The sequence below is a fragment of the Mycoplasmopsis gallinarum DSM 19816 genome, from assembly GCF_000621085.1.
Lineage (GTDB): Bacteria > Bacillota_I > Bacilli_A > Mycoplasmatales > Metamycoplasmataceae > Mycoplasmopsis > Mycoplasmopsis gallinarum.
The window spans coordinates 149,718-175,480 of sequence record NZ_JHZE01000005.1 but is presented as its reverse complement, the minus strand read 5'-3'; the positions used below and the strand labels follow the sequence as shown (position 1 = coordinate 175,480).

At 26.5% G+C, this 25,763-nt stretch carries 23 protein-coding genes and 1 tRNA gene; 13 read left to right on the top strand and 11 right to left on the bottom strand.

Annotated features, from left to right (window positions below; translation table 4 throughout):
- Positions 1 to 3 precede the first annotated feature (3 nt).
- The 4 genes from Q346_RS0100865 to asnS form a co-directional block, all read right to left on the bottom strand.
- Entirely contained in the window at positions 4 to 2,187 is a 2,184-nt protein-coding gene (locus Q346_RS0100865; RefSeq protein ID WP_027332655.1) for an ATP-dependent helicase, read from the bottom strand.
- Entirely contained in the window at positions 2,180 to 2,833 is a 654-nt protein-coding gene (locus Q346_RS0100860; protein WP_027332654.1) for an RDD family protein, read from the bottom strand. The genes Q346_RS0100865 and Q346_RS0100860 overlap by 8 nt, the downstream gene beginning before the upstream one ends.
- Before the next feature lie 106 nt (positions 2,834 to 2,939).
- Positions 2,940 to 3,944, bottom strand: a complete 1,005-nt coding sequence (locus tag Q346_RS0100855) for a glycosyltransferase family 2 protein (RefSeq protein WP_027332653.1) — start codon at positions 3,942 to 3,944, stop codon at positions 2,940 to 2,942.
- A 6-nt stretch (positions 3,945 to 3,950) separates the two neighbouring features.
- Complete coding sequence (gene asnS / locus Q346_RS0100850; protein WP_027332652.1) at positions 3,951 to 5,318, bottom strand: asparagine--tRNA ligase; 1,368 nt, start codon at positions 5,316 to 5,318, stop codon at positions 3,951 to 3,953.
- 88 nt (positions 5,319 to 5,406) lie between these two features.
- Between asnS and Q346_RS0100845 the strand changes: the two genes are divergently transcribed.
- Both Q346_RS0100845 and Q346_RS0100840 read left to right on the top strand, forming a co-directional pair.
- Complete coding sequence (locus Q346_RS0100845; RefSeq protein ID WP_027332651.1) at positions 5,407 to 7,752, top strand: MIP family Ig-specific serine endopeptidase; 2,346 nt, start codon at positions 5,407 to 5,409, stop codon at positions 7,750 to 7,752.
- Positions 7,753 to 7,764: 12 nt separating this feature from the next.
- Positions 7,765 to 9,081, top strand: coding sequence for a C1 family peptidase (locus tag Q346_RS0100840; protein ID WP_027332650.1), 1,317 nt, complete (start codon positions 7,765 to 7,767; stop codon positions 9,079 to 9,081).
- Positions 9,082 to 9,105: 24 nt separating this feature from the next.
- Here the strand turns inward: Q346_RS0100840 and mf1 are convergent, their stop codons facing one another.
- The 3 genes from mf1 to Q346_RS0100825 all read right to left on the bottom strand — a co-directional run bounded on the left by mf1 (position 9,106) and on the right by Q346_RS0100825 (position 12,899).
- A complete protein-coding gene (gene mf1, locus Q346_RS03755) occupies positions 9,106 to 9,927 on the bottom strand; it encodes a diacylglycerol cholinephosphotransferase Mf1 (RefSeq protein WP_051521779.1) in 822 nt (273 codons plus the stop codon).
- A 92-nt stretch (positions 9,928 to 10,019) separates the two neighbouring features.
- Positions 10,020 to 12,728 carry a cation-translocating P-type ATPase gene (locus Q346_RS0100830; protein ID WP_027332649.1) on the bottom strand — a complete coding sequence of 903 codons (2,709 nt, stop codon included), beginning with the start codon at positions 12,726 to 12,728 and terminating at the stop codon, positions 10,020 to 10,022.
- Positions 12,729 to 12,808: 80 nt separating this feature from the next.
- A tRNA-Ser gene (locus Q346_RS0100825) sits at positions 12,809 to 12,899 on the bottom strand.
- A gap of 119 nt (positions 12,900 to 13,018) precedes the next feature.
- On the opposite strand from Q346_RS0100825, the gene Q346_RS0100820 reads away from it, so the two are divergent.
- Positions 13,019 to 13,744 (top strand): phosphotransferase, encoded by a 726-nt coding sequence (locus tag Q346_RS0100820; protein ID WP_027332648.1) that lies wholly within the window; start codon positions 13,019 to 13,021, stop codon positions 13,742 to 13,744.
- A 19-nt stretch (positions 13,745 to 13,763) separates the two neighbouring features.
- On the opposite strand, the gene Q346_RS0100815 is transcribed toward Q346_RS0100820, so the two are convergent.
- Positions 13,764 to 14,579: an HAD-IIB family hydrolase gene (locus tag Q346_RS0100815; protein ID WP_027332647.1), complete on the bottom strand. Its 816-nt coding sequence runs from the start codon at positions 14,577 to 14,579 to the stop codon at positions 13,764 to 13,766.
- A gap of 23 nt (positions 14,580 to 14,602) precedes the next feature.
- Here Q346_RS0100815 and Q346_RS0100810 point away from each other — a divergent pair, with 23 nt between their 5' ends.
- The 5 genes from Q346_RS0100810 to plsY are packed head-to-tail and all read left to right on the top strand — an operon-like array spanning position 14,603 to position 17,719.
- The gene (locus Q346_RS0100810) at positions 14,603 to 15,061 is read left to right on the top strand and encodes a hypothetical protein (protein ID WP_027332646.1); all 459 of its coding nucleotides are present in this window, start codon (positions 14,603 to 14,605) and stop codon (positions 15,059 to 15,061) included.
- Entirely contained in the window at positions 15,061 to 15,576 is a 516-nt protein-coding gene (locus tag Q346_RS0100805; RefSeq protein WP_027332645.1) for a hypothetical protein, read from the top strand. The genes Q346_RS0100810 and Q346_RS0100805 overlap by 1 nt, the downstream gene beginning before the upstream one ends.
- Positions 15,566 to 15,940 carry a hypothetical protein gene (locus Q346_RS0100800; RefSeq protein ID WP_036437830.1) on the top strand — a complete coding sequence of 125 codons (375 nt, stop codon included), beginning with the start codon at positions 15,566 to 15,568 and terminating at the stop codon, positions 15,938 to 15,940. The genes Q346_RS0100805 and Q346_RS0100800 overlap by 11 nt, the downstream gene beginning before the upstream one ends.
- 55 nt (positions 15,941 to 15,995) lie before the next feature.
- Positions 15,996 to 17,003 (top strand): nicotinate phosphoribosyltransferase, encoded by a 1,008-nt coding sequence (locus Q346_RS0100795; protein ID WP_027332643.1) that lies wholly within the window; start codon positions 15,996 to 15,998, stop codon positions 17,001 to 17,003.
- A complete protein-coding gene (gene plsY, locus Q346_RS0100790) occupies positions 17,003 to 17,719 on the top strand; it encodes a glycerol-3-phosphate 1-O-acyltransferase PlsY (RefSeq protein ID WP_027332642.1) in 717 nt (238 codons plus the stop codon). The genes Q346_RS0100795 and plsY overlap by 1 nt, the downstream gene beginning before the upstream one ends.
- 54 nt (positions 17,720 to 17,773) lie before the next feature.
- Here the strand turns inward: plsY and Q346_RS0100785 are convergent, their stop codons facing one another.
- Positions 17,774 to 19,321: a TrkH family potassium uptake protein gene (locus Q346_RS0100785; protein ID WP_027332641.1), complete on the bottom strand. Its 1,548-nt coding sequence runs from the start codon at positions 19,319 to 19,321 to the stop codon at positions 17,774 to 17,776.
- An 85-nt stretch (positions 19,322 to 19,406) separates the two neighbouring features.
- Here Q346_RS0100785 and Q346_RS0100780 point away from each other — a divergent pair, with 85 nt between their 5' ends.
- The 5 genes from Q346_RS0100780 (at position 19,407) to ftsZ (ending at position 23,986) form a co-directional block, all read left to right on the top strand.
- Entirely contained in the window at positions 19,407 to 20,081 is a 675-nt protein-coding gene (locus Q346_RS0100780; protein WP_153019323.1) for a potassium channel family protein, read from the top strand.
- Positions 20,082 to 20,248: 167 nt separating this feature from the next.
- On the top strand, positions 20,249 to 20,686 hold the full coding sequence (locus Q346_RS0100775) for a division/cell wall cluster transcriptional repressor MraZ (RefSeq protein WP_036437827.1): 438 nt from the start codon (positions 20,249 to 20,251) through the stop codon (positions 20,684 to 20,686).
- Positions 20,670 to 21,578 carry a 16S rRNA (cytosine(1402)-N(4))-methyltransferase RsmH gene (gene rsmH / locus Q346_RS0100770; RefSeq protein WP_027332638.1) on the top strand — a complete coding sequence of 303 codons (909 nt, stop codon included), beginning with the start codon at positions 20,670 to 20,672 and terminating at the stop codon, positions 21,576 to 21,578. Before Q346_RS0100775 ends, rsmH begins: the two co-directional genes overlap by 17 nt.
- A 24-nt stretch (positions 21,579 to 21,602) precedes the next feature.
- Entirely contained in the window at positions 21,603 to 22,823 is a 1,221-nt protein-coding gene (locus tag Q346_RS0100765; protein WP_027332637.1) for an MAG3720 family protein, read from the top strand.
- A gap of 50 nt (positions 22,824 to 22,873) precedes the next feature.
- On the top strand, positions 22,874 to 23,986 hold the full coding sequence (gene ftsZ, locus Q346_RS0100760; RefSeq protein WP_036437824.1) for a cell division protein FtsZ: 1,113 nt from the start codon (positions 22,874 to 22,876) through the stop codon (positions 23,984 to 23,986).
- Between the two features lie 81 nt (positions 23,987 to 24,067).
- On the opposite strand, the gene Q346_RS04215 is transcribed toward ftsZ, so the two are convergent.
- Positions 24,068 to 24,739, bottom strand: a complete 672-nt coding sequence (locus Q346_RS04215) for a DUF4368 domain-containing protein (protein ID WP_244874343.1) — start codon at positions 24,737 to 24,739, stop codon at positions 24,068 to 24,070.
- Positions 24,640 to 25,722 carry a recombinase family protein gene (locus tag Q346_RS03750; RefSeq protein WP_027332634.1) on the bottom strand — a complete coding sequence of 361 codons (1,083 nt, stop codon included), beginning with the start codon at positions 25,720 to 25,722 and terminating at the stop codon, positions 24,640 to 24,642. Before Q346_RS03750 ends, Q346_RS04215 begins: the two co-directional genes overlap by 100 nt.
- Between the last annotated feature and the right edge of the window lie 41 nt (positions 25,723 to 25,763).

Sequence of the window (25,763 nt, the reverse complement as noted above, 5' to 3'; positions counted from 1 at the left end):
TCTTTAATTAATGTTTTTTAATAATCTAATTGATGGGTGATTTTTTGATAAAGTTTTTTCACTTCCTGAAGTAACAAATTTTACTCTAATGTTATCTTGATTAACTTCTAAAACTGTTCCTTCTCCATACATTGTGTGGCTAATGATATCTCCTGGAATAATTTTTTTATTAATTTCCTTGATTTTTTCATCATCAGTCTCACCCAATAAATCTAAATTAATAGATCCTGTTTGTAAAATGAATTTGTTTAAATCAATTCCCATTTCTTTAATAAATCTAGAAGGTTTTTTTTCTTTTTGATTAATATTTAATGCACCTCTACTATCACTTATAAATAAGCGATCTTTGGCTCTAGTTATAGCTACGTAAGCTAATCTTCTTTCTTCCTCTAAACTGTTTTCATCGTCAGAAAGTAAAACTTTATAATGCGGAAAAATTTGCTCACTCATTCCAACTAAAAAAACATTATCGAACTCAAGACCCTTAGCTGAATGAACCGTCATTAAAGTTACATAATTAGTTCCGTTATCATATTCATCACCCGCAGAATAAAGAGAAATTTCAGCTAAATAATCAGCAAGGTTTTTATTGCGATTTTGTGTTTCTCAAGTTTCCATTGATCTAATTAATTCTTGAACATTTTCTTCACCTGTTCTTTTTAAAGCTGGATCATTATTTAAATAATCAAAATAACCAACTTCTTTTAAAAAGTGCTTTAATACTATGGTAAATGGATGTTTACCTTTAAGAATTAAATGTCTGTGCTTATTAATAGAATTTAAAAAATCTACAATATTTTTCTTTGCTTCGTAAGTAATATCTAATTCTTTCACAAATCTAATTAAAGTTTGATAAATAGTTAAATTTTCTTCGACTGCTTTAGCCTTAATTTTGTTTAAAGTAACTTCGCCAATTTTTCTTGCAGGAGTATTGATAATTCTAAGTAATGAAATATCAGATGAATCGTAAATAACTCTTAAAAAGGCTAAAACATCTTTGATTTCTTTGCGATCAAAGAATTTTTGGCCATTTAAAATTTTGTAATTTATATTTTCTTTAATTAATTCTTCCTCAAAAGAGCGTGAATAATAATTTGAACGATAGAAAATAGCAATATTTTTTAACTGAATTTTTTTCTTTTTTAGTTCATTGATTTTTTGCACTACTCATCTTGCTTCTGCTTCTACGCTAAAAGCATGAATAAATTCAATTTCTTCACCTTCACTATTATCAGTTACTAAATCTTTTGAATAACGTTTTTGATTATATTTAATTAATTTGTTAGCTGCATTTAAAATTGATTTAGTTGAACGATAATTAGTATTTAAAATAATAGTTTTAGCATTCGGAAAATCTTTTTCAAAATTTAAAATTAAATTTACATCAGCTCCACGTCAAGAATAAATTGTCTGATCAGGATCACCCACAATTGTAATTTGTGCGTTTTTAGAAATTAATTTTTTTACAATCTCGTATTGCATTTTAGAAGTATCTTGGAATTCATCAACCAAAATAAAATCGTATTTTTGACTTCATTTAGTGGCAATTTCAGGAAATTTATTAAATAAATTATTTACTTGAATAATTAAGTCATCAAAATCAAAATATTTTTGTTTTTGAAGCATTAAATTATATTCCTCAAACATTTTGACAATTAAAACATTAGTTTGATAATTTTCAGGTTCTAAATCATTTAATTTGCTTAACAATTCATCGGCTGATAAATTAGCATTTTTTGCTAGTGAAAAAGTAGTTATTACATTTCTAAAATTTAATTCTTGAGCAGATAAATTATGTGCTTTATAAATTTCACCTAAAATAAATTTTTTATCTGAATCATCAATAATTTGAAAATCGTTTTTATATCCAAGATGCTTTGCTTCAACTCTTAAAATTTTTGCGCATAATGAGTGAAAAGTGCTAATTTCTGCTTTATCAGAATCTTCACCTACATATTGTTTTACTCTTTCATTCATTTCATTAGCGGCTTTATTAGTAAAAGTTAAAGCTAAAATTTGACTTGGATGAATACCTAAAACATTAATTAAATAAGCAATTTTTCTAGTTAAAACTCTAGTTTTACCACTTCCTGCTCCAGCAATAATTCTTAAAGGTCCATCAAAATACAATAATGCTTCTAATTGATCTTCATTTAAATCTCTTAAAATATCTTCTTTCCTATTCATCTTCGCTCCTTTTAATATGTCAAATAATTTCTTGATTTTTCTTTTTATAGGGAATTAATTTCACATTTTCAAGTTTTTCTTTATTTTCAAAATGTTTAATTCAGACAAGTCTTGTTTCAGTTAATTTATCTAATAAACTCAAATTTTTGATACTTCAAATGACTGAAAATAAATTAATAAAAGTCAATAATATTCATAATCCTAATAAAGAAGAAATTGTTCTTAAGCCTATATTTAAACTTCAGTCTCGGTAATTAAAGTTTTGATGATATTTGCTAAATTCATGAAAATTATCAGGTCTGACAGTGATTAAAAAAATAATTACCAATAATAATCACATGAAAAAAGTTAATTGCGCTTTTTTTAATACTAATTTAATGGTTGATATTTCTTTTTTAACGGGCAAAAATTGTGTTCTTAAGATTAACATTCCAATTGTTCTGGCTTGAAAAAACAAAGGAATTCAAATAAAAAGAATTGCAGCAATAATTGAACTAAAAAATAAAAAATAATAAAAATGATTGATATTAATTTTCACTTGTCAAACAATTAAAAAATAATAATTAATTATGATTAAACCCAGAAAAAGACCAAAATCTATTATTCCAGTTAATAATCTTGGAAAAACAGAAATATTTTTATGCACAACCACCCCATATATAAGTTAAATTATATTCTTTTTATTAATTAATATTAATTATCAAAAATACATAAAAATATCAATTAGCTTTTTTTAAATGCTTAATTGATATTTAAAGTTCATTAAAAATTTCTTTAATTAATTTTTTGGTAATTTTACTTTTAATAAATTTAGTTTCATTCAAATTTGAATTGTTAATTAAATAAACATTCGTATTATAAAAATTGATATCTTTTTCTTGTTCTTTTTGTACTAGTTGAATTAATTTTTGTAAAGCGTTAATAAAACGTTCTTTAGTTTTTGAATGAAATGTTTTATTCATTAATCTAGTGCTGCTTAATTCATAAATGAAAGCCATTAATCAAATATTGAAAAAATATTTTTTTGCATAGGCAATTTCATTTGCTAACTGAATATCATTATTTTCTAAATAATTATTTAAAAACTGTCACTCTTGTTGATAAGCGTCTAAATTAATTGAAATATTTTTATCTACTTTCTCTCTTATTATTCTTTTATCGAAATATTGATAAGTTTTAGCATTAATTAAAAGTAAATAATTAATAATGAGTGCAAATTTATTATCAACCAAATTCTCCAATTTTAAAGTTTGTAAATTTTGAATCAAATTTTTCTTGAAAATTTTATTAGTGATTGTAGGAAAACTAAAAGCAATAATTTCAGGATGTTCTTTTAAATCAAATTTGAAATTTTCTTTAATTCTGCCCTTCGGTTTAATAGTAACTTCATCAATAAATCTAGGTTTAATTTCGATAATATCGGTTTGTGCTGAATCAATTTTTTCTACTAAACGTAAAATATATGAACTGCGCAACTTGTTTTCATAATTAATAATTGTGAAATAGTCAGCTTTTACCATTTCAAAAGCTGCAAATATTTGTTCTTGATACTTAATTTTATGATTATTTAAAATGAATTTTAATCTTGAACCAAAAGTTGCAAAATGTTTTTGCACAACGTTAATTAAAGATTTAGCTAAAGAATTTAAAGATAAAATAATTTCAAAATCTTGATTTTCTTGATTTTTTAAATCATCAAGAAAATCATCTAAAATTTTAGAATTATTAATATTTGGGCTAATTATGCTTAATTTCATGCTTACCTACATTTTAATATTGCCAGAAGTTCTTGGGTATGGAATAACATCTCTAATGTTATCTACTCCTGTTACATACATTACTAATCTTTCAAAACCAATTCCAAAACCAGCAGAACCAGAATCTCCAAAACGACGCAAGTCTAAATATCATTGTAAATCTTCTTGATTGATACCAACTTCATTAATTCTATTTAACAATTTATCATATCTTGCTTCTCTTTGGCTTCCACCAATTAATTCACCAATTCCCGGTACTAATAAATCAAAAGCTGCAACTGTTTCATTATCATCATTTTGATACATGTAAAAAGCTTTAAATTCTTTAGGGAAGTTAATTACTGCGACTGGACCATTGAATAATTTTTCTGAAATATATCTTTCATGTTCAGTTCCTAAATCTAAACCAAAGTGAATGTTTTTTTCTTCAAAAATATCTTTAACTTCTGCTAATTTTTGAATTGCATCACGATAATCAATAATAGATAATTTAGTATTGATGAAATTATTCAATTTTTCTAATAAGTTAGCGTCAACATTTTCAACCAAATATTTAAATTCTTGTGGATGTTTTTCAATTGTGTTTTTGATAACAGTTTTTAATAAATCATCAGCTAAATTAATTGCATCTTTTAAATCATAAAAAGCTACTTCTGGTTCAATCATTCAAAATTCTGCAGCATGCTTTTTGGTATTTGAGTGTTCCGCTCTAAATGTAGGTGCAAAGGTATAAATTTTATTAAATCCAGTTGCATAACTTTCTCCATGCAATTGGCCCGTTACTCCTAAAGTTGCTTTATTTGTGCCAAAGAATGGATTTTTACTGTTTCCATCATTAACAAAAAAAGTTTCTCCAGCCCCTTCTCCGTCATTACTTGTAATAATTGGAGCATTAAAATACATAAAGTTATGTGCTTGGAAATATTTATGAATTTCAAAAGCTAAAGTAGATCTGATCAAAAATACCGCTCTTAAAACGTTAGTTCTGTGTCTTAAATGAGGAATTTCTCTTAAAGTTTCTAAATTGATTTCTTGTTTTTGAATTGGATAATCACTATCAGTATCTTTTAATAAATCAATTTTAGAAGCCTCAAGTTCAATTGTTTGTTTGCCTTCAGGTGTATAGTGTAAAATTCCTTCAACATTAATTGCTGCACCTAAATGAATTTTGTCAAGCAATTCAAAATCAAAAACGATATCTTTGTTGTCTTTTAAAACAATTTGCAATGATTCGACTGTTGAACCATCATTTAAAGAAATAAATCTAATTTTTTTATTTCCCCTATTAGATGTAACTCAACCCTTTAAAATAATCTTTTGAGCGTCAAAATTTTGAGAATTTAATAAAATATTTTTAATTGTTTGGTATTGCATAAAACCTCTTTTATTTAATAAAATACTTATTATAAATTTTACCACATTTTATATAAATAATTGGTTATAGCAGTTATAAAGGAATAAAATGAAAAAAAGATGGCATTTATTATCATTAGGCACTTTCTCACTACCATTGATTGCCACAAATTGTCAATTCGATCTTGTTGATCAAGAAAAAAATGAATTACAAGAGACTTGAAATAATATTCAAATCACAATAGCAAATAAAGATCTTTTGCCTTCAAACGTTCATAAAGATCAGATTGTTTTTAGCAATTATGATGCAGAAAAATATCAAATAGTGGGATTAAATTTTGAAGCTGATGACAATTTAGGAGCTTTAAAAATCAATTTTTATTTAAGTAGTAAAAACTTACTTTCAAATTTAAAAACAATAACTATTGATAATTTTCTTACTATAGTCAAAGAAAAGAAAATTCTTAATTCTGTTGTTGATAATATATCTATTTCAATTCCTAATCACAGTGAAATTGTTAATCAAACAATAAATTTAAATAATTTAAATTCATATTTAGAAATTCAAAATTTTAATAATGAAATTTACGAAATTGAAATACAAAATTTAACTTATCCAGATAATCATTCAATTAGTTTTGACTATTGAATTAATTCAAAAATCAATAATTTAAATAGCAAAATTAAAACTTTTAGATTAAATAATTTTAAAAACCCTTTTTTAGCTACTAAAAAAGAAATTGATCAAGCTGGTCTAAAAATAAATTTAGATATGAGAAATAAAAATCAAATTTATTTACAAGATGTAGATTTATCAACCTTTAATCAATATAAAATAGTTCAAAATTTAGATACTAATAGATACATATTTGAAGTATTAAATTTAACAAAAAATGATACAGATTTAACAATTTCTTTCAGGTTAAAAAGCAAATATGATTCAAATTTAGTTTCCAATATTGTTCAAAGAAATATTTCAAATTTTAAAATTTATTCTGCTAATCAAATTTTAAATGCAAACCAAATTAACGATTTTTATGAAAGCCATCCTAATTTAATTAAATTTGAAAATCAAAATAGTAACTTTAATTTAAATTGACAAAATAATAATCAATATTTAAAAACTATTTACAATCGTTCCTTGAGTTTTTCATATTTATTTACTAATGAAGAAAATAATAAAAGTTTAACTACCGGAACAATGTGATTATTAGATTATGCAAAATTAGGAACTGAAAAAGATAAGAAATATAAACTCTTTTTTGCTACCAATTATCATGTAGTTCAAGATTTAGTCTTTGCTGATGACTATCCACTTTATTTGCAAAGTTCAAAATTAAGTCAAAATCATGATATTGATACATTTGTTTTTGGTTATAAAAAAAATTTCAATGATTTAAATAGTTATGAAATGCAATATGCTGCTTTTGATAAAAATGCTATAAATAAGCCTAAAGTATTTTTCGAAGCCGTTGATTTTATGAATAAAAGTGCTTTAACTGAAGAGTTTCAAAATGTTAAACATTATGCTGATTTTGCAGTAATTGAATGAGATGTTGATTTAGATAGATTACGCAATAGCCCAACTTACAACGCTATTCCACTTTTTAGAGGCAATGCAGGTAAATTAGCTGATTTTATTGAAAACACAATGCTACCAAGCTTTAATAAATCATATGAAATTTACACTAATAATACAAATCAGTGAACAATGTCTAATAATCAATATTCATATGCTAATTTAGATTATGGTTCAGTGAATTGAGTAATGAATAATTTAATTGGTTATAAAAACAATACTAATGAATTGAATTCTATAAACACTATTAATGAAATTTACAATATTAATAGTTATATTCAAAATTTTAAAGATATTTATTACTATACTAACGAACCAACCAAAGTCTTTTTCTATGGATATCCGTTTAATACTGAAGTTCCAAGACATGAATTTATTTCAAACATTTCAAAAGAAAACTATGCTAATTTAAATTGAAATAATAATCATTGAGAAGATATAAATAGTTGGCATGGCATAACTTTTGGTAAAGAAAAAGAAATTAATTTCGATGGAATTAGTTTAAAAAATTACGGAATTTATTATGCAACTTATCAAAATACTGAAGTTAGAGGCGGAGCAAGTGGATCATTATTAATTAATGAACAAGGCTTACCAATTGGCCTATTATTTGGTAATAAAGGAAGTAAAAATTTCAGAGAAAATAATAAATTAGTTACATTAAATTCGGCGTTATATATATTATTTAGTCAAAATGTGGTAATGAAATGACCTGCAGGCTATAATACAAACAAATATAAAATAGTCGAAAAATACAATTTAATTGACGGGACAGATAAAAATAAATATCCACATCAAATTCAGTCATATAGACAAAGATTAATTGATGTTTATGGTTTAGAATTTGGAACGAAATTATTCCCAAAAAGCTTATAAATAAGGAGAAATATGAAAATAAGTACTGAAATGATAAAAAAGTTTTATCAAAAATATCAAAATAATAATCAAAATAAAATAATTGAAAGTGCCATTACTAAAAATGGAATTAAAAATGCAACTTTTAATAATGATATGTTAAGAAAACATAATTTTGAATTCTCACTTGAGAGCAAAAAAGTAGGAATGACTAATCAAAAAAATTCAGGTCGTTGTTGAATTTTTTCTGCTTTAAATATTTTAAAGGTGCAAGTAGCTGAAAAATTAAATATTGATAATTTTGAATTATCACAAAACTATTTGCTTTTCTGAGACAAAATGGAAAAAGCTAACAATTTATTTGAAAATATTATCGCCAATCCCAATTTAGACTTTGATGATAGATTATTTCAAATGTTAGTTGAATCTTCTCTTTCTGATGGTGGTTTTTGAGAATGAGCCCAAGGTTTAATTAAAAAATATGGTATTGTGCCAAAACAAACAATGCCTGAAACTTTTAATTCTGAAAATACAACAGTTTACAACGATGTTATCATGGTGCATATCGTAAGTACAATTAAGAAATTAAAAAAATTAGTGCTTGAAAATAAAATGATTCAAGCAGAAGAATTTAAGCAACTTGCTTTAGATAGATTATTTGAAATTAATGCTAAAGTTTTTGGTTTGCCTCCTCAAAATTTCACTTTAGAGTACCGCGATAAAGATAAAAAATTTCACTTAATTGAAAACTTAGATCCATTAACATTTTTAAATAAATATACAGATAATCAGTTTATAAATTATGTTAATTTATTGGATGATCCAAGAAATAAATATCCAAAAAATCGTTTATTGGTGTCAAAATACTTTAAATCAGTTATTGAGGAAAAAACTTTAAGTTCAATTAATACTAATATTCAAGAGATTAAACAAGCTATTATAAAATCATTAGAAAATAATGAACCAGTTTGATTTGATTGCGATGTTTCAAAATTTAGTGATGTACAAACTGGAATAATGGATACAAATTTATACTTAATCGATCAAACTTTAAGACCTTTTAATGATTTATCAAAAGCTGATCGATTAAATTATCGAATTACTTCTCCAACTCATGCAATGACTTTAGTAGGAGTAGATTTAGATATAAGTGGGAAACCAATTAAATGAGAAATTGAAAACTCTTGAGGAGATCAAAAAGGAAATAAAGGCTATTTTTCAATGTCTGATGAATGATTTGATGAATATGTTTTTGCCGCTATTGTTAATCCTAAATATGTAAATCCAGATGTACTTGAAGCCTTAAAACAAGAGCCAATTTTCATTGAACCATGAGATATTTTGTCTTAATAAATTCAAAAAAAGCAGATTAATCTAGTCTGCTTTTTTCTTTCCTTTTTCATAATAGCCATAAAAATATCGGTTTTTTTCTTGAATTGGAATTTTTCAATTTGGACCATATCATTGTTCCATAATAGCTTCTTGATCTTTAAAAAAACTAAATTGATGATTATTTATATAAACTGTTGTCAAACCGTTTAAAACATATTTATTTTTCAACAAATGTTGATTTTTGATTTTTTTAAAATTACTTGGTCAAATAGTTAAAACATATAAACTGTCTGGGTCGTTTTTGTTTCAATTTGATTCTAATAATTGATTTATTGAACTGTCAATAGTTAATGTTTTGTTTTTAAATAAGAAAAAATTCAATAATTTTTGCACAAATTTCATTAATTTGGGTTGAATAAAAAATATATTACGATTGAAATAGCCTTTAGTTGCATCAGCTTTATTTTTAAATGAATTAATATATTTTTTTACTTTTTTTATTGTGGTAGGAATTAAAATAAACATATCTATGAATATTGGTTTTTCATTTTTTTCATCCACATCATTTGGAAAAATGAAGCGTGGAAATTGATAACAATGATGAGAATATTGATTATCTAAAATTCGATTTGCATAATGTTTTTTCAAAAATTCATATGTTTTTAAATCAATAATTACATCAATATCACAATCTCAAGGAATTAAATTTTGATCACGAATAGCTCCCAAAGCAGTTCCATAAGCTAATGTATAAAATAAGTTATTTGCTTTGCAAATTTGATCAAATTCTAATAATAATTCAAAGTTTTTTGCCTGTCTTGTTTCAATTTCATTACATAGTTCAATTTCTGAATTTGAATGCATAAAAAAATTATAAATAAACAAAATTAAAATATGAACTTAATTATCATAAAAGTTAATAAAAAACACCTCTGATGCGAAGTGTTTAATATTTTTTAAGCTTTTTGACTTTGATAAACTTTCATAGTTAGTTTAATTAGTTTTCACAACTCATTAGCCAAAGTTAAACCTAAGCCTAAAAGAATTGGCATTCATAATAAATATGAATTTTGATATAAATTGCCAGACATTCTGAAAACTAAAGAAATATCAGGGACTAAAACAACGAAAAGAGTAAGGAATGTTGATGATAAAGCAGCTAATCAAACTAATCAATATTTTTTAAGTGAAGAAATAAAAATTGATTTATCAGACATTAAATTAATACTATTTAGTGAAGCAGCCACTCCCATAGTTATAAAAGCGGTTGTACTTGCAGTTACTAAAACACTTAAATTATTTTGAATAGCAAATTCTGCACCCAAAACATAAGCAATTAAAGTTAAGGTTGATAAAACTACTGACTGAAATATCAAGTTTCAACCCATTCCGCGAGCAAATAAACTTTCTTTTTTATCATATGGTGGCCTATTCATAACATTTTTACCACCGTCAACTAAACCTAAAGCAATTGCAGGAATACCGTGAGTTAATAAATTAATTCATAATAATTGACTAGCACCAAAAATATAAAATTCAGTTTGAAAATGGTTTTTATAAGCGAAGAAGAAAGCAACCATTCCAATTAACATTACTAAAATTTCAGTTAGTGAACTAACTAATAAATTCAAAATGACTACTTTAATTTTGTCGAAAATTAATCTACCGTTTTCAATAGAATTAACAATAGTGTTAAAATTGTCGTCAACTAAAATCAAATCAGCAGCTTGTTTTGAAACATCAGTTCCAGTAATTCCCATCGCACAACCGATATCACTTGCTTTTAAAGCAGGAGCATCATTTACTCCATCACCAGTCATAGCAACAACTTTATTATGACTTTGTCATGCTTTAACGATTCTTAATTTATCAGTAGGATTTACGCGAGCATAAACACTAATTAATTTAACTTTTTCTTTCAATTCTTGATCAGACATTTGGCTTAATTCTAAACCTGTAATAGCTAAATCATTTTCATTATAAATTCCTAAATTTGAAGCAATAGCTTTTGCAGTGTCTAAGTGATCACCAGTAATCATTACTGTTTTAACCCCAGCTAATTTAGCTTTTTCAATACTTTGAGCTACATTTTTTCTTGGTGGATCAACCATTGCTACTAAACCAACAAAATCTAAATTTGATTTGTCGGCAAAATTTATGGTTTTTTGTTCTTTTGCAACTTTTTTAATTCCTACTGCTAAAACACGATAAGTTTTAGTTGCAAAATTTTTATTAATTTGTTCGATTTCATCTAAATTATTAACTTTTGAATGTTTTAATATGACATCAGGTGCACCTTTAGTAATCATTAAATTGTAATCACCTGCATCAACCAAAACTGACATCATTTTTCTGTCGCTATCAAAAGTTAAAGTTGATAATAAAGGCATTGATTTTAACAAATCGTCTTTATAGATGCCCAAATCATAGGCAAATCTTAATAAACCAGTTTCAGTTGGATCACCCACTTCATTGAAACTTTCACTTTTGATATCAAAATTAATATGTGCATCATTAGCCAAAGTTAGATACTTAGCTAAAGGTTTAAATTCTGATTTATTTTCAGCTTCTGATAATAATAAATTATTATAAAAAGCATCAACAACTGTCATTTTATTTTCAGTTAATGTACCTGTTTTATCACTACAAATAATTGAAACTGAACCTAAAGTTTCAACGGCTAATAAATTTTTTACTAATCCTTTGTCTTTAGTCATTTTTTTAACACCGATACTTAAAAGTACAGTGGTGAAAGTAATTAAACCTTCTGGAATTGCAGCAACTGCCAATGAAATAGCTGTCACTAAACTTGAAGTATAAATATCTCAATTATTTCATACACCTGTATAAATATTATTGAGCAAAATTTGCATAATTAATGAAACAAAAAGTAATACTATTCCACCGATACCAAATACTTTTCCTAAACGATTCAATTTATCTTGTAATGGAGTAGAACTTTTCTTTTGATTCTGTAAACTTTCATTAATTTTACCTATTTCAGTTTTATTGCCAGTAAATTCAACTATTGCTAAGGCTTTCCCATTAGTTACATAAGTGCCAGAAAATAATAAGTGATTATTTTGAGCTAAAATTGAATCTTTTGCTTTATTAAAGTTAGCAATTTTTTCCACTGCTAAACTCTCACCAGTTAATGAAGATTCAACAACAGCTAAATTTGAAGCTTCAATAATCCGACAATCTGCACTAATTACATCTCCAGCATTTAAAATAATTAAATCTCCTGGTACTAATAAATTAGCCGGAATTACTTTAACTATTCCGTCCCTTTTTACTGTTGCATTAGTTTCATTTAATTTAGCCAAAGCGCGTACTGCTTGATCACTTTTAACTTCCTGATAAGCACCAAGCATACTATTTAATGAAACAACTAATAAAATAATGGCTGGTTCAATATAAGAAACTATTAATTCAGTTTGACTTTTATGACTTTTAATGTGTTCGTAAATTGCTAATCCAAGACTAATTGCAGCTGCAATTAGAAGTAGAATTACCATCGGATCCATAAATTGTCTAAAAAAAGCTACAATTGGATTAACTTTTTTACTTTTGGTTAGAGTGTTTTCACCAAATTCTATTAATTTGGCTGCAACTTCTTTTTCAGTTAAACCATTTTGCTTAAACTGTTCCAAATTATTATCCATTTCATCCTTTCTTTTATTATTTAAAATAAATAATAATTATAGAGTTTAAATAAATAAACTTAAAAAAGATATAAAAAAAATGGCGGAACAGAGAGGATTTGAACCTCCGCGGGAGTTGCCTCCCCTACAGTCTTAGCAGGACCGCCTCTTCAGCCTCTTGAGTACTGTTCCACAGTTTCTTAATTATATGGTAAAAATAGGAAATTGAAAAAAATATTTTTGACTTTTCATAATAACTTATTAAATAAAAAGTATTATTAAATTAACAAAGTTCAATTTAAGGAGCAAAAATGGAAATTATCAAAAAAGGTTTTACTAATATTTCGTATAAAGATGGTAATTTATTTTGTCAAGAAAAAATACTAAATGGATTTAATCATAATGTGAATTATGAACAATTAAATCAATTTGATTTTGTGCCTCAGTTTATTAAAAAAGATACAAAATTTGTTTGATGAGAATTTATTGAAAATCAAAAATTGGATCTTAATCCTTCAAATCTAAAAACTATTAGTCAAAATTTAAAACTTTTACATAATTCAAATTGTCAATTTCAAAATAATTTCATGTTAGATCGGTTAAAATCTTTTATGCAGCAAATTCAACAATTTAATCGAATGACTAATTTAATTTTAGAAGCTTGAAAAATCGTAGAAAAAATTTTTACCAATGATAAGGAACCAAAAGTCCCTATTCATAATGATTTATATTTTTCAAATATTTTAGTAGATAAAAATAATAAACTCTGATTCGTAGATTGAGAATATGCAGCAATGGGTAATAAATATTATGATTTAGCTTTATTTACTTGTGCAACTGATTTGAATTTTGCACAAGAATTAATATTATTATTTAGTTATGGAAATATTGATTTACAAGCTTATTATGATCAAAAATTAGTCGCATACTTTTTTATCTTAACTTGAGCTTTAAGTAAAGAAATTATTCCAATTAATCATCAATATTTTGCACAAAAATTAGACGAGCAATTAAATTTATGAAAAAAGACAAATTAAAAATATAAGGTATTTAGCCTTATATTTTTAATTTTAAGTCTTCCAAATCATTTAAAAATAGTCCTAAACCACTATTTTCATAACTATTAATCACAGCATCAGCCATTTTTTTAATATTTTCTGGAGCATTAGCCATTGCATAAAAATTGAAATTATTTTCTTTAACACTAATATCATTGCCGCTATCACCCAAATGTAAAGTTTCTTCAGGTTTTAAGTTTAATAATGAACAAATAAATTCATTACCAATTCCTTTAGTTGATTCTTTATTAGTAATTTCCAAAGAATAACCTTTAGATACAGTATGAGTACGCAACATCGGAAACTTAATTTCAATTTCTTTAGCTAAATTAGCAATTGATTCAATATCTAATCCAAAAGTTAAAAATCTAGTAATATCTCTTTGAATATTTGCTTCAGCATAGGTTTTTTTAGCAAATTTTTGCGCTCAAGGGCGATCAAAAGTGAAATTATGCACACTTTTTCCATATATTACTTCATCACCATTGATTGTGTAATATAAACTACGCTCTTCTAAAAAATTCTTTAATTCTTGGGCAATTTTGTCTTCAATTAATCTTAAGCGTAATAAATTATTCTTTTGATCAACAATAACTGCTCCATTTTGTCCTATTACATAAGGAGCATTTATTTTTTTGGCTAAATCCATTACAAAGGGTGAATTAGGTCTTCCCGTTGAAATAATTAAAGGCTTTTTCTCATTAATTTTTTGTGCGACTAAAACATTAAAATCTGAAACTTGTTTTTCATCATAAGGCAAATCTAAAAAGGTGCCATCCAAGTCTATAAAATATGCTTTATATTGTTTTTTCATACGTTCCATTATAAAATATTAATATGAATATTATTATTGAAAATTTAAAAAAGAAAATAAAAGAAGACAAGCGAAAATTAATTATTTACAATATTGTTGATCGAATTATCGGTTTAGCAATTACTTTTTTAAACTTAATCGTCATTAGCATTGCCATCTATATTTTGTCAAGATTAATTAAGTTAAATCAAAGTGGTGAAAGAAGTAGCGTTTTCTTTATTATTTTAGCTTTTGTTATTTGCACTATTGTTTCATTTTTTTTAAACATTTTTTTAATTGTTTATAAAGAAAATACTCGTCTGACACTGTATAAAAAAGTTAAAAATACTTTAATCTATTTAGTTGTTAAATACAATAATAAAATTATTGATGAAAAAGAATTAGCTCAATTAAGTCAAATTTTATGGGATAAAGTGAATTTAAAACAAAAAATTGTAATTACACACTTAATTAAAAATTCTTTAGAATCAGGAGCTAAATAATGCAAAGTGAAAAAATTATTGCTTATTACAAAAGATTAGTAAAAAATACTACTAATTTAGTGTGAATTCTTGGTTTTATTTACTATTTATTTAATTTTATTGTTTTTTTAGCAACTTTAAGTACTGGGGTAATTGGAACTTGATTTTTAGCGGGAAATTCTAAATTTTTTACAAATACAAATCCTTATACTACATGATTAAATTTAGATTCTAACTATATTATTACTTTAACTTACATTAACTCAATTGTTGCCTTAACAACTGGTCTACTGTCATTTTTTTTAGTTAATGATCGTTATAAAACTAAAATGAGTCAATTAAGAAAATTAAAATTTGAATATGCATTATTTCAAGCCAAACAATTGTATTATGCTGATAATACAACCATTGATAGACAATACATTTTTTATAAAAGAATTTTAAATATTATTAATTATGATCGTTATCGTAAAGATTCATATGCTCAATTAGAAACTGAAATTAAAATTGAAAAGGAAAAAAGAAATGGCAAGTAAACCAATTATTCAAGATTTAACAAAGAAAATCAAAAAATTAAAATTTAAATATGGTTGAAGACACGGTTTGTTCATTTTTTTAAACATTTTGACTATTTTAATTGCAGCTGGCATGATTGTTTTAAACCTATATTCAATTCGTTTTAACATTTTTGCTGATCAAACAATGATTTATTTTGTTTTAATGTCAATTTTATCAACAGTTATTACTTTTTTAGTTACAGTTAAGTCGTTTTTAAATATTCAAGATAAGAAAACGCAATTAACTCAAAGTCTTTTAAAAAATCAAGAAACTTTAAGTCAAATTCAAGAAAAAAAATCAATTAGTGAAGAAGACGTTGACAATATCACAAGCACATTTTAATTGCAAAAATTACTTTAATTTTTGTTAAAATTTATTGATGCTTTTAGAGGAAAATATGCAAAACAAATTAGACAAATATATTGCAAGTTACTTTTTAAAAACCACTGAAATAATTAAACAAATTAATCCAAATAATATTATTAAATTGCAATTCTTTCAAAGAAAAGAATTTGCAATTTTAGCAGGTATGCAAGAAGTGCTTGAATTATTAAAAGAAAATAGTGACATTAGCAAATATAAAATTAAATACTTACCAGATGGTAGCAAAATTAAAGCGATGGAAATAGTTTTAGAACTTGAAGGACATTATCAAGATTTTGGTAAATTTGAAGGTTTAATTGATGGAATTTTATCAAGAGCAACTTCAATTGCTACACATGCTTATAATTGCGTAAATGCAGCCAAAAACAAGAAAGTAATTTTTATGGGTGATAGAATGGATCACTATTTAATGCAACCTTTCGATGGTAGAGCAGTGCATATCGGAGGAATTGAAATAGTTTCAACTCCTGCGCAAAATGTAATTGATATTGCTTCTCCTTTTGGTTCAGTTCCACACGCTTTAATTCAAAATTTTGATGGAAATACTGCAAAAGCTATGTTGGCTTATAAACAAATTTTTCCTAATGACAAAATTATTGCTTTAGTTGATTATCACAACAATGTCATAGCACAAACCAAAGAAGTTTTAGAAGTTTTAGGTTCAAATTTATGAGGAATTAGATTAGATACATCTAAAAACATGAAAGATCATATGTTTGACGATTTAGCAGATGAGCCAAAATATTATGGGGTAAATGTTGAACAAGTAAAAAAAGTTAGAGAATTTTTAGACCAAAATCATTCTCAAGAAGTTAAAATTGTTGTTTCATCAGGATTTAATGCTGAAAAAATTGCTCATTTTGAAGAAAATAATGCGCCTGTTGATTATTATGGTGTCGGACAAGCAATTTTTAAACCTTATGCTTCTTTTTCTGCTGATGCAACAATGTTAAACGGTAAAAAACAAGCTAAAGAAGGTAGATTTTATCGTGAAAATGAAAGGTTAATAGAATTTAACTAATGACAATTTTTTATTCATTTTTACTTAATTTTGCCTTAGTTCTTGTAGGATACTTAACAATTGGCTCTCTAAATACAGCTATTTTATTAGCTAAATGAATTAAAAAAGATGATATTAGAAACTACCATAGTGCTAATGCGGGTGCTACTAATTCAATTAGAACTTATGGTAAGGCTTTTGGAATTACAGTTTTTTTTATTGATTTATTAAAAGTTTATTTACCAACTTTAATTTTAAGCATTTTAATTAATCAATTTTTTAAGAATTTTGCAACTACCTATTTTATTAGCCCGCAAGCTTTAGCTTTGGGCATTATTGTAGGACATATTTATCCTATTTATTTTCAATTTAAAGGTGGTAAGGGAGTTGCTTGCACAATTGGACTATTTTTATCAATTAATTTAATTTTAGCCCTTAGTGCAATTTTGATTTTTATTATCGTAGTTTTAATTTTCAGAATGGTTTCTTTAGCTTCACTTTTAAGCATTTTATTAGTAGCAATCTTAACTTTTATTCCTTGAATGACACAAGGTATTTTAGGTTTTTATTTTAATAATTTAACTTTAAATAACAGTTTTATAAACTTAAATAATTATTGGTATGTTTCGGGAATAATTACTATTTTTGCCACTTTTTTAGTTTGATTTAGTCATCGGAGCAATTTAAAGAGAATTATTCAAAAAAGTGAAAGAAAAATTAGACTTTTTAAAAAGTAAAATAAAAAAAGATCAAATATAAGTTTTGAAAAATCTTTATATTTGATCATTTTTTTATCCCGTGACAATGTCTTCAGAAATATATTCATAATATCGTGAATAATTTCTTTTTTTACCTCAAATCAATATTGTACTTGTAATGCCTAATTGTCCAATGAACATTAAAATTGAAATAATAATTTTTGAAAATAAATTCATATTATCAGTTATACCTACAGTTAAACCAGAAGTACCAAAAGCTGAAGCTGTTTCAAAAATATAATGCATATATGGTGTGTCTGCAGGAACTTTACCTCCACCAAAATAGTCCACAGATGAGGTTGAAATTCCAAAACCAATTGCAATTACTAAAGCTAAACTGATGAAAAAGACCATAAAACTGTTATTGATTGAATTTTGACTAATTCTTCTTTTAAATACTCTTGGTTGAGGATGCCCTAAAATTTTAGAAAATAATGTAATAATTAAAATTCCAAAAGTAGTGGTTCTAATTCCTCCTCCGGTTGATGAAGGGGCTGCTCCTATAAACATCAACATTGTAATCATAAATAAAGCAGGTGTAGATAATTTAGCTAAGTTAAAAGTGGCGAATCCTGCACTCCGTGAAGAAAAGCTTAAAAACAATAAAGCTCATAATTTTTGCCCATATGTGCCTAAAGTAGGATCGTCCACTTTTCAAAAGCCACTAGGATTTTTATGTAAACCTTCAAAAGTTAACATAGTTAAAAACCCTAAACAAGTAACTATAAAATAGGTGCTTAAGCTTAATTTAGTAAACAATGATCAATGATATTTTCGTGGTTTATTTGCCAATTTATGTCTGAAATAATTGCTAATATCATGAATAACTGGGTAACCTAAACCACCTATTAAAAATAATATTAAGAAAATAATTTGTAGTGTGTAATTTCCATAATAAGCACTTAAAGAATTTTTGCCAATAATATCAAATCCGGCATTATTTAAGGCACTAATACTATGGAAAAAACCATACCTAAAACTTAAAGCTCAATTACCTTGAGGAGAAATATAATCTCCAATATCTTGTTTATTGATTAAATTATCAGCTCAAGGGGTAGCAAAATAGAAATAAAGACTTAAAATAAATGAAAAAAGTACAAAAGTGATTAACAAAAACAAAATTGAATCTACAATTACTTTTTTAATCATTCTGCTATTTGAGCTACTACGTTCAGTTGACACTAATTCCAGTTCAGTCAAAGAAGTTCTTTTTCTTTGTAAAAAAATAAAATTGATAATAAAAATTTTTAAGGCGAAAATACCTAAACCACCTATAAAAATTAAAATCGCTATAATAGCTTGTCCAGTTATTGTCCAAGTTGAATAAGTTGGACTTGTAACTAAACCAGTGTCGCTAAAAGCAGAAATGGCTGTGAAAAAGGCATCTGAAATAGATACTTTTTCATTGCCGGTTTGACTAAAAGGAAGTGAAAGAAACAATCAACCTGCTAAGACAATTAAAAGATAAATGATAAAAACAAATCTAACTTTTAAGCCTTTTTTTCTTTTGTTATGTAAAAAAGAAAAAAAAGAATAAAAGCGAGAGTTTTTTCATTTTCGAATAAACTTTCAATTTTTCATATTCAATATTTTAATATTAATTATTATTAATTATAAAATATTATAATGTTTTATAAGAATTAGTCATTAAAGAGGGTCTATGCATTTAAAAAATAAAAAAAATGAAAATATTTGTGTAATTGGCGCAGGACGTTTTGGTGGATCAGTAATCAACCAATTAGCTAAAACTTCTTGTTCTCTTTTATTAATAGATAAAAGTGAAGAAATTTTGAAAAATTATGCTGACATTGCAGAAAAAGTTGTAATTGCAGATGCAATGGAAATCAAATCATTAAGAGCTTTGAATGTTCATGAAATGGATACAGTTATTGTCGCTGTTTCTGACAATATTGAAATTGTTGCTGCTTTGCTTGAGTTAAAAGTTTCAAATATTATTGCGCGCGCTACTAGCAAAAGACATGCTAGAGTTTTAGAACAAATTGGAGTAAATGTAATTATTCAACCAGAATATGAAGCTGGAATTAGAACTGCTTTAATTGCAACTAATTCAAATTTCATTAAATATTCAAAAAATTTACAAGAAGTTGCTGATGGTTTTGTTATCGGTACAACTACAATTACCAATGAAGATTTAGTTAATAAAGAAATTAAGGATATTCAATTTAACGAATGAGGAGTTTCAATTGTTTTAATCAAAAGAAATGCTGAATCAATTCTTCCTAATGGTAATACTGAATTAAAACCATATGACTTAATTACTTTAATTGGTAAAATCGCTGACGTAACTAAAGTTACAGGTTTACTAAATCAAGAAAAATAGCTTATTTTTGATAAAAAAGTATCAAAAATGAGCTTTTTCTTTTTTTCTAATTGAGATGTGAAAAATGAAATCAGTTTTTCACATAATTTTTTTTATTTTTTTGGCACTTTTTTTGCAAAAAATTGCTAATAAAATATAAAATAGTGGTGGATAGTGGAGGAATGTGGATGTTTGGTTTATATGAAAAAAATCTTGACAGTAAAAACCGCATTATTGTGCCAATAAAATTTATTAATCAATTAGGTACAAAATTTTTTCTCACTCTTGGAATGAATGGAATTTTAGAATTGCGCTCTCAAGAAGAATTTGCTAAATTAACTAATGACTTAGTTAAAAGAAGTAATTATGACCAAAAGGCAAGACTACTAAAAAGATTTTGACTAGGTAATAGTTATGAAGTTGAATTAGACGCATTGAATCGTTTCACTTTTCCAAAATTATTAGTAGAAAAAGCAGCTATCCAAAAAAATGTTGTTTTGGTTGGACTCGGTGATTTAGTAGAAATTTGATCTGCTGAAAAATATTATCAATACAATCAAGACTTAAGTAATGATGAAATTCAAGAAGCAATGGAAAGTTTATTAAAAGATGCAACAGAAAAATAATCACTATTCTGTTTTACTAAAAGAAACTATTTTAGCCCTTAATATCAAACCTAATGGTATATATGTAGATTTAACTTTAGGAATGGGAGGGCATTCATCAGAAATTTTAAAATTAATTCCTGATGGTCAACTTATCGCTTTTGACAAAGACACTTTTGCTATTAATGAAAGCAAAAAACGTTTAGAAAAAATTGCACCGAATTTTCAATTAATTCATTCAGACTTTGCAAATATTATTGAAGAATTAACAAAATTGGGAATTCACCAAGTTGATGGAATTATTGCTGATTTAGGGATTTCATCACCTCAAATTGACAATGCAGAACGAGGTTTTTCTTACAACAAAAATGCGCGTTTAGACATGCGGATGAACAATGAACAAGAATTAGATGCTCATTATGTAGTTAATAATTATTCTGAAGTTGATTTGACTAAAATTATTTATGAATACGCTGAGGTAAAATTTGCTAAACCAATTGCGAAGGCCATTGTAAATAATCGTCCTATAAATACAACTTTAGAATTAGCAGATGTAATTAGAAATAATTTACCTGCAAAAATTGTTAGTCAAAAAAATTTTTTAAAGCCTGTTTTTCAAGCAATAAGAATTGAAGTAAATAATGAGTTTGATTCAATTAGAAAAATGTTAAGTGATGCAGTCAAATTATTAAAAGTTAATTCATCATTAGCTATTATAAGCTTCCATTCTTTGGAAGATTCAATAGTGAAGCACTTTTTTGGTAATTTAACTAAAGATAAATTACCATCTAAAATGCCAATTAATGAAAACAAACAATATATTGTAAAAACTGTTAAACCTTCTAAAAATGAACTAAGTGAAAACAACCGATCACGAAGTGCAAAATTAAGAATTTTAACTAAAATACAATAGAAAATCGAGAAAGGAAAATTAATTGTGGCAACTAAAACATACTATTTTAATTGTGTTTTAGATACTAACACAATTAAATTTGACCTTGTAGAACAATCACAAATCCAAATTGTTTCAATTTTTGAAGAAAAATTGGAATTATTAAACAAAGATAATTTCGATTTACTAAATAAAAAATTAAAAAAAACTTTAAATTTTGTAAAGAAAATTGTTAATAAAAAGAAAAACAATCAAATTTACTTTAATTGTTTTTTAAACAGTTCATTGGATAATGAAATTAAAATCATTTTTTACGATCAACAATTTGATCTTAATAAACAGATTGTTGATAAAAAACTTCATGATGAAATTAAAAAAGAAATTAATTTAAAGACTCAACATCAAAATGTAACTTTGCTAAACCAAAACACCTTACTTTTTAGCATAGAAAATGATGAAGAAAATGATAAAAAATATTTATCTTTTCCTTTAAATCGTAAAGGCAATAAATTAAATTCTTGATATTCTCTTTTAGCAGTCAATAATGACTCTTGAATTCAAAAATTAATAAATGAATTTAAAAAACAAAATTTAATTTTTGATAATTTCTTTTATGAAAATGAAGCTTTATTGGCTTCACAAGAAAAAAGTGATAATTATTCTTTATTAATTAATTTATCGCTAAGCAAAATTACTATTGATGCTTTTTTCAATCACAAAATTTATTTACACAAAAGTATTAATTTAAATTGAGAAAATGTTTTTGATAAATTTACAAAAATGTTTAATTTAAATTTTGAACAAAGCAAAATACTTTTAAATTCTGTTTTAAATAATTTAGAGTTATTTCAAAATGAAAGAGATAATTTAAATGTTAATCAACAACATGCTTTATCTTTTATTGAAATAATGTATGACAAAATTTATGATTTAATTAATGAACAACTTGAAAATGAAATCTTATTTTCAAAATCAGAAAAAATTTTTATTAAAGATAATTTAATAAATAAAAATCAAACAAGCTTACTTTTTAGCAAAATAAAAGAAAATTATTTTGAAAAAAATACTTATTCTTTTGATGAAAATCTTGCATTATTAAAAGGTTTAAATAATCTTGAAATGGGTGTTATTAATATTTATAATCAGAATATTGATAAAACAAATACAATCAAAAATTACACAGCAGATTTTAAAAATGAAAGAAAAAATAACAACTTTTTCATTAAATTTAAGCGTTTTTGCAAACAAATAACTCAACTAAAATAAATTAATTTTTACTGATCATAAAACTTAATTTATTGAAGGGACAGATATTTATGGAACACAAAGAAATTAAAATGAAAGTAATAGGGGTAGGCGGCGCCGGTAATAATTCTATCTCATTACTATTAGAAGAAAATTTCCCAAATGTTGAACTTTGAGCGGCTAACACTGATTATCAAGATCTTCAAAAAAGTGAATTTCCAAATAAAATCTTGTTAGGAAAAAGCACTGAAGGTTTTGGAGCTGGTGGAGATCCTTTAGTAGGAAAAAAAGCAGCTAAAGACAGCATGGAAGAAATTTCAAAAGCAATTAAAGACGCAAATATTTTAATAATTACTGCTGGACTTGGTGGTGGAACCGGAACAGGGGCCACTCCTGTTATTGCTGAAATGGCCAAAGATCAAGGTATTTTAACAATCGTGATTGTAACCACACCTTTTGAAGCTATTGAAGGTTTTAAAAGATATGAAAATGCAAAAAAAGGTTTATTAGAATTAAAAGATAAGTGTGATGCTTTAATTGTTTTGTCAAATGAAAAACTTTTAGAGCAATATTCAAATGTACCTTATTTAGATGCATTTAAAGTAGCTAATACAACTTTAAAAAATTCAATTAAATCAATTCATGACATTATTTATCACAATGGAAACATTAATATAGACTTTAATGATTTAAAACAAATCCTTTCTAATTCAGGCCAAGCAATCATTGCTTTAGGCCGTGCTAGTGGTAAAGAAAGAGCAACTAAATCAGTAGAAAATGCTTTTGAAAATATTTTGAGTGATAACAAACTCGAAAATTATGAAAAAATGATTTTATTTATTCAAACCGATTATGCTTCATCTCTTGATGACATTAAAAAAACAAAAGATAAAGTTAACGAAATTTTTAATGTAAATGATAAAACTAAATCATTGATTTTAGGAATTCAAAATATAGAAACTAAAGAAACTGAAGATTTTTATCAAGTTTTTATTATTGCTTCGGGTGTTAATCCAACTTCAAAATTATTAGCAGAACGAGCAGATCAAGTAACTAATAATCATGAAAATAATATTAATCAAGAAGTAATACAGATTGTTCAAAAACCTGTTGAAAATAAATTGGAAGAAAAATTTGATATTGCTTCATTAACTGAAAATTGATTTGATGAAGATGATGAATAAATGAAAAACGCACGTTATTTGGTGTCTTCACTTAGGGATTTTTAATCCCGGAAATAATCGGCATAGTCGTAATCATAGCGGCTATGCCGTTTTTTCATGTTCTGTAGGTGGTGTTTGGAAATCACCTATGCAATTGTAAATGATTTTAATGCGTTGTAACTTTTTGCCGTTAATACGCTCACTTTGATACACATAAACCTTTTCAACAAACTCACGGAGAATTTCAGCCGTGAGTTCTTTTATGTCCGTATGCTTTCTCACAAGTTTTAAGAACCTATCAGCATTAAGAGAGTTTTCTTTTTCCGTATTCATTATACCTTTAAGTTCGACAACTCTGCTTTCAAGAGTTTGTTGTTCGGTTTCGTAATTGGCGGTCATTTTACTGAAACGCTCATCAGAAACCTTGCCCTCAAGGTTGTCCTCATAAAGACTTTGGATTATTTCATCGAGTTTCTTTATACGAGCCTGTGCCTGCTCAAGTTCTCGTTTGCTATCTCGAAGTGTCTTGTCTACATCCGCTCGGCATTTCTTTGTAACAAGCTCTACAAATTCTGTTTCATGCTCCCTTGCAAATGCTGTAATGCTACGTATTCCGTCAAGGAGTAAAGCCTCAATTGTTTCGTTCTGTATTTGGTGTGAGGAGCATCCGCCTTTTATTTTTCGGTATGTAGAGCAAACCATATATTCCTTTTGCTTCATTGTTGTGCAGCGGACTTGATATAATTTCTTACCACAATCCGCACAGAACAACATACCTGAGAGAATTGGCATTTCTCCATCCTTGTGACCTTTCTTCTGCCATCACGGATTCGTTGCACGATGCGGAAAGTTTCTTCATCAATTATCGCTTCGTGCGTATTCTCAAAAATCTGCCATTTAGAAGGGTCATTCCACATTTTCTTCTTGTTCTTGTATGACTTTTTATAAGTCTTAAAGTTTACTGTGTGACCGAGGTATTCAGGCTTTTGCAAAATGTCTGCCACAGAACGAGCCTGCCAAGCGTAAATGTCATCCGGCACTCTCGCAGGAGTGTTAATGCCAAGGCTGTGCAAATGTGCTGTTGGCACAGGTATCTTTTCACTTGAAAGTATCTTAGCTATCTGCGTGGGTCCATATCCCTCGATGCACAATCGGAAGATTTTTCTTACCACATCCGCTGCAACATCATCTACTACCCATTGAAGTTTATCTTCAGGACTTTTAAGATATCCATAAGGTGGGTTCGTACACAGCGGTTTTCCGCTTTCACCCTTTGCCTTGAATACGGCTCGGATTTTCTTACTTGTATCTTTGGCATACCACTCGTTGATGATATTAAGGAATGGTGTGAAATCGCTGTCCTGCTGATTGGCACTGTCGACACCATTGTTGATTGCTATAAAGCGGATGTCAACACCGGGGAAGAAAACTTCCGTGTAGTAACCTACCTTAAGGTAGTCTCTTCCAAGGCGGCTCATGTCTTTTACAATGACGGTTGCAACCTTGCCATCTTCAGCAAGTGCAATAAGCCTTTGCCAATCTGGGCGATCAAAGTTTGTACCTCTGAAACCATCGTCCACAAAAACTTGAGTGTTACCAAAGCCGTTATCATCGGCATACTTCTGCAGCATAGCCTTTTGGTTAATGATGGAGTTGCTGTCGCCTTGCAGTTCGTCATCTCTTGAGAGTCTGCAATACAAGGCTGTTATTTTATCTGTTATCTTCGCAGTTGAAGACTGTCTTGTTTGTATATTCATATTTACCTCCTTTCTGACAATCTTCAAGCGGTACTACATAT